The organism is Paraburkholderia sp. SIMBA_030 (genome assembly GCF_046535245.1).
Taxonomy (GTDB): domain Bacteria; phylum Pseudomonadota; class Gammaproteobacteria; order Burkholderiales; family Burkholderiaceae; genus Paraburkholderia.
The window spans coordinates 1-253 of record NZ_JAWRXB010001111.1 but is presented as its reverse complement, the minus strand read 5'-3'; the positions used below and the strand labels follow the sequence as shown (position 1 = coordinate 253).

Genomic DNA, 253 nt, shown 5'->3' with positions numbered 1-253 from the left:
CGAAGATCCTGACTGTGTCCGGGGCGCCGGCTGCCTTGAGTGCCAGCCTGACGTTTCCTACAGGATCAGTAACCTTGGGCATCAAGGATCGCGTCTTCCTCATCTTCGGCGGTCGGCCGCTTATTCTTTCGGGGGGCCGGAGCCCTGCGCTTGGGCAGTCCGCCCGCAGCGATGATCTCGTCCTCTTCATCTTCTTCCGCGTCAAGCGCCGCATTACGGGCCTGTTGGCGCGCTGCGTATCCGAAGCCGATGA

The 253-nt window shown here is 62.5% G+C and carries 1 protein-coding gene; it reads right to left on the bottom strand.

Annotated features, from left to right (window positions below):
- Positions 1-65: 65 nt before the first annotated feature.
- Positions 66-253 (bottom strand): hypothetical protein (locus tag SB772_RS43460; protein ID WP_410838957.1); only part of this gene is annotated, 188 nt, incomplete at its 5' end.